The 4,536-nt window shown below is 52.9% G+C and carries 5 protein-coding genes; 3 read left to right on the top strand and 2 right to left on the bottom strand.

All coding sequences use genetic code 11. The features are described 5' to 3' along the window. The first annotated feature begins 70 nt into the window (after positions 1 to 70). Positions 71 to 1,210: a murein transglycosylase domain-containing protein gene (locus D5S03_RS05360; protein WP_287042904.1), complete on the top strand. Its 1,140-nt coding sequence runs from the start codon at positions 71 to 73 to the stop codon at positions 1,208 to 1,210. A gap of 144 nt (positions 1,211 to 1,354) precedes the next feature. Here D5S03_RS05360 and D5S03_RS05355 read toward each other — a convergent pair whose 3' ends face one another. Beyond that, the gene (locus D5S03_RS05355; protein WP_008871625.1) at positions 1,355 to 2,017 is read right to left on the bottom strand and encodes a ferredoxin-like domain-containing protein; all 663 of its coding nucleotides are present in this window, start codon (positions 2,015 to 2,017) and stop codon (positions 1,355 to 1,357) included. A 121-nt stretch (positions 2,018 to 2,138) separates the two neighbouring features. Between D5S03_RS05355 and D5S03_RS05350 the strand changes: the two genes are divergently transcribed. Then, positions 2,139 to 2,759: an HAD family hydrolase gene (locus tag D5S03_RS05350; RefSeq protein WP_040419317.1), complete on the top strand. Its 621-nt coding sequence runs from the start codon at positions 2,139 to 2,141 to the stop codon at positions 2,757 to 2,759. Between the two features lie 3 nt (positions 2,760 to 2,762). Next, positions 2,763 to 3,461, top strand: coding sequence for a M48 family metallopeptidase (locus D5S03_RS05345; RefSeq protein WP_008871623.1), 699 nt, complete (start codon positions 2,763 to 2,765; stop codon positions 3,459 to 3,461). A 521-nt stretch (positions 3,462 to 3,982) separates the two neighbouring features. Here the strand turns inward: D5S03_RS05345 and D5S03_RS05340 are convergent. Beyond that, a complete protein-coding gene (locus D5S03_RS05340; protein WP_040419315.1) occupies positions 3,983 to 4,534 on the bottom strand; it encodes a hypothetical protein in 552 nt (183 codons plus the stop codon). Positions 4,535 to 4,536 lie beyond the last annotated feature (2 nt).

The following is a 4,536-nucleotide window of genomic DNA, read 5'->3' as shown; positions in this document are numbered from 1 at the left end:
ATATTGCAGGCTGCCCGGAACCGGGTTATCAAAAGCTCAGCTGTTCAACTCTTGAAAGCAGAGAAAACATATGCAACGCCGCGATTTTATCCGGTTGTTGATTCTGCCCTGTATAATTCTGGGTGCCGGTTGCCAGCCCTCCCAGATTCGTCAGGGAATCAGCGCCGGTTCACAACTGGCCCGCGGATCTGTATCCGGGGCTGTAAGCTCCATGGTGCCCGGCACAGGAGTGCCGGAACTGGACAGCCTTGTCCGCCGGGGAGTACAGGAGATGGTCAAAAGGCTCATGGAGGAGTGGGGCGATGAAAAGGTTCCCACACAGACAGAATACGTCAAGTATACAGACGATTATCAGACCAGAGCGGTGATCAATTTTGAAACCGGCAATATCCGGGTGGAAACCGTGGAAGAGGACAACCCCCGGCAAAAGTTGAAAACAGCCATTGTCCACACTCTGCTCACCCCTGAGGATCCTTCCCGGGTGGATCTTCTCTCGGATGAGCAGGTAAGCCTGGGGCCTGAGCCCTTTTTGTACAATGTAGTTCTGGACCATGAGGATACCCCCATCCGCTGGGAGTGGAGGGCGAACAGGTACGCTGAGTATCTCATGCGCACAGCCTACCAGACGGATGTTTACAACCGGCGAGAAAGGCATTTTGTGACCTTGAGCATGGTTGAGGAACACGGTTTTCAGCAGCAGAAACGCTATCAGGGGCTTGTCTACCGGCATTCCCGCAGGTTCGGGGTTGAGCCGGCTCTGGTTTACGCCATTATGGAAGTGGAAAGCAGCTTCAATCCGTATGCCATGAGCCATGTCCCGGCATACGGCCTGATGCAGATTGTACCGGAAACCGCCGGAAGGGACGCGCACCTGCTTATTTACAACCGCAAAGGTACGCCCACCCGGGATTATCTTTTTGTGCCGGACAATAATATACGCATGGGGTCTGCCTATCTGCACATACTGTTCAACCGTTACCTGAACCGGGTAACAAATGCCCGGTCCAGGGAGTACTGCGTCATAGCCGGGTACAATACCGGCAGCGGAAACGTGCTCCGGGCATTTCATTCCAACAGGGACCGCGCCTTTGAGCGCATCAATTCCATGAACAGCAGGCAGGTGTATGAACACATGGTACGAAACCTTCCCTATCAGGAGACCAGGGATTACCTGCCCAAGGTGGTCCGGGCCAGGACCAGGTATGCCTGAATATCGGGGTTGAAAGCAGGACGGGAAAGGAGCATTACCCGGGTTTTGTCAGCACAGCCCCGGACTCGAAGGTCACTGCCGGCAGAACCGCACTGCTTTTTCGCGGCATGGATGCGGACAACCTGGGATAATGCCCCCGGGAGATCATGATGCAAGGACCATCTGCTTAAAGCTGTCCACCCCGATACGGTCCATCATCTTGCCCATGCGCTCATGCTTTTTGGCCTGGGCAGTGTAGACTTCAATTACTTTTTCCACCATCTGCATGATTTGATCAGTTTCCAGCTCCGAGGCGATTTCATCGGCCAGTCTCGGCTTGCCGGCTCCTGATCCGCCGGTGAGAAGGGTCCATCCCTTCTTTTTGCCTACCAGGGCGATATCCTTGATGCAGGTCTCGGCGCACTGATGGGGGCATCCGCTGACTCCAAACTTGAGTTTGCCGGGGAGTTCGCGTCCATGATATTTTTTGTCCAGTTCAAGGCCCACATTAAGGCTGTCCTGCTGTCCCAGCCTGCAGAAAGTGGTGCCCGGGCAGGCCTTGACGCTGCGGACACATACTCCCACGGCAGCACCCGGCGGTATCCCCAGGTCCTCCCAGGCAGCGTCTATGTCTTCTTCTTTAAGGCCCACCATGGCAATCCTGGCGGCGCTGGTTACTTTGAGCGCGGCGCAGTTGTATTTCTCGGCGACATCGGCTATTCTGCGCAGGGTGTCAGGGGATACAACACCGCAGGGCAGGTGAGGTGCTATGGCGTAGGTCTTTTTGTCATTCTGCAGGATGGCCCCTTTCTCTCCGTCTTTGAGCATTTTTTCTCCTTTTATGTTGTTATTACTGATTGCCGGTTGAACAGGTCCTGTTCTAAGGCGGTCATGTCTAATGTTTATAGTTATCGAAGCTGTTATTAACTGTCAACAACTGGATGTCTGTATGCGTGCTTGTGAAATAGAGCTGGCTGTATTCGATTACGGTGGAGTCCTGGCTGAGGAAGGTTTTATGGCCGGGCTGAACGCAATGGCTGACAGAGCGGGGCTGGACAGGGATTTTGTTTTCCAGTCCGCAAGGGAAGTGATTTTATCCACCGGCTATCTTACCGGGCAGGGCAGTGAGGAGGTCTTCTGGGATCAATTCAAGGCGGCCACGGGAATAAAGGGCAGTCCCAACGGTCTCAGACAGGACATTCTATCCAGGTTCCAGCTCAGGCCCTGGATGCTGGAGCTTATGCAAAAACTGCAGACTCTGGGTGTGGGAAGGATAATCTTGAGCGATCAGGTGAACTGGCTGGATGAACTGGAGGCCAGAGACAGTTTTTTCAGGTATTTTGACCAAGTGTTCAACAGCTACCACCTGGGCAAGAGCAAGAACGACGCATCACTTTTCGACGATCTGCTGAAATGGACCGGGGTTCAAGCGCACAGGGCAGTTTTTGTGGATGATCACCTGCCGCATGTTGAGCGGGCCATCTCCCGGGGAATCAACGGAATTTACTACACCGGCCGGGATGACTTTTTGAAAAGATTTGCCGGGTTTTGTCCAGGCATTGAGGATTAGGGGGTGCAGCAGGTGAATACAACCAGGATTCAGGTGGAAGAAATCAGTGCGCAGGTTGATTTCAAGGCTGTGAAAAATCTGAACCTGAGAATAAAGGCTCCTGGCGCGCATGTTTATATTACAGCCCCGAGGGGCGCAGACATCAGGCAGGTGCGTGATTTTCTGATCTCCAGGCTGGAATGGGTCAGGAGAACACGAAGCAGGATCCTGAATGCAGCCTCAGATAGCCCTGCCTTCCCCCAGAGTGGTGCGGTTTACAGTATATGGGGCTGGCAGTATACCCTTTTGCTGGTTGAGCGGGAGAGACCGGCCTCGGTAAAGCTCAGGCGCAGAAGCATGATCATGTCCGTTCGTCCAGGCACCGGCCCGGAAAAGAGGCAGGCTCTGCTGGAGAAATGGTTTCGGGAGCAGGTTAAACATGCTGCCCGGGAGCTTGTGGACAAGTGGTCTCGAATAATGCGGGTGCAGGTGAACAAAATCTTTGTTCAGAGTATGAAAACCAAGTGGGGCAGCTGCAACATGGTCCACGGCAATATACGCCTGAATACAGACCTGGTTCACCATCAACCTGAGTGCCTGGAATACCTGGTGATCCATGAACTGGTTCACCTGCTGGAATCAAATCACAATGAACGTTTTTATGCCATAATGGACAAGTTTTATCCCCATTGGCGCAAGTACCGCACTATGCTAAACGGCTAAAGCGGGCTATGCACGATCCCATTTTTTCTCACGCAAAGGCGCTAAGATGGCAAAGAAAAAAATGCTATGTGTATGGCAATGTTCAACCGGGCCTGCTCCTAAGTATGGGATTGCGGGCACGGCGTAAACTTCCCTCTTTAGCCAAGGAGGGGCTGGGGGTGGTTGTATGGGATCCCTTCCTTATTTCACAGGGCAAGCCGGAAGCCGCAGATTGCATTAACCATCCAGCACTCACTTTCTTCTGGGATTCATGAGTGCCGGAAAAAAGTGAGTGCTGGAGTGATAACCTTTTGGCCTGGCTTCCGCCTGTCCCGTTTAATTGCTCGCAGAGCAAGCCCGAAGGGCATTAAACTGGGAGCCAGGACAAAATGTTTTTTCTCTTTATCCATCTCTTAATCTATGCCTGCCACGCGTCTTTGGCGTGGTTAATCCTGCCTGCCCCGTGTATATTCTTCCAATACACTGGGGTCAAAAACTCTTTTCTTTATTGGGTTGCGGACAAAGCCCGCCTTAAAGTATTTTTAACCAAATGACCTTTTGAAAAGATCATCCAGGGCCTGCCTGCCGTTGTCTTCCAGGAACCTGGTCCCTGTGCCGGTGAAGTGCTGCCTGGAGATTACCGGGGCCTGTATCTGCCTCCACTCGCCTTCGTCCCAGGTAAACCAGGCGTTTTTTACCTGGTCGAAAACAAATAATGGTTTATTGCAGATTTTGGCGTACTCAGCACCCCATCCAGTGCCGCCCTTGACCGTGTTGTCATCCTGGATCTGGCCCACCACGAACACTTCCATGCCGCTGGATACCTGCCAGCATATGGTCTGCAGGACCTTGCGGAAGATGGGTGCCCGGGAATAATTCCTGTGCATGAGGTTGGACACATAAGTTATGCTCACATCTTTTTTGGCCAGTTCTTCGTTAGTCAGGTACCTGACCCCCCTGGTTCTTTCAATGGGATGACCCTCGAAACTGTAGTTGACCTCATCCAGGCCGTACTTTTCCGCCAGTTCCCCGAAGTATGCCTCGGCGCCCCGGGCGCCTCCGCTGAACAATGTAAAAGCGCTTGGCTGCATCATAT

This window comes from Desulfonatronospira sp. MSAO_Bac3 (assembly GCF_003838035.1).
Taxonomy (GTDB): domain Bacteria; phylum Desulfobacterota; class Desulfovibrionia; order Desulfovibrionales; family Desulfonatronovibrionaceae; genus Desulfonatronospira; species Desulfonatronospira thiodismutans.
Note: the sequence above shows the minus strand (reverse complement) of the source record. Positions and strands in the feature narration are given on the sequence as shown.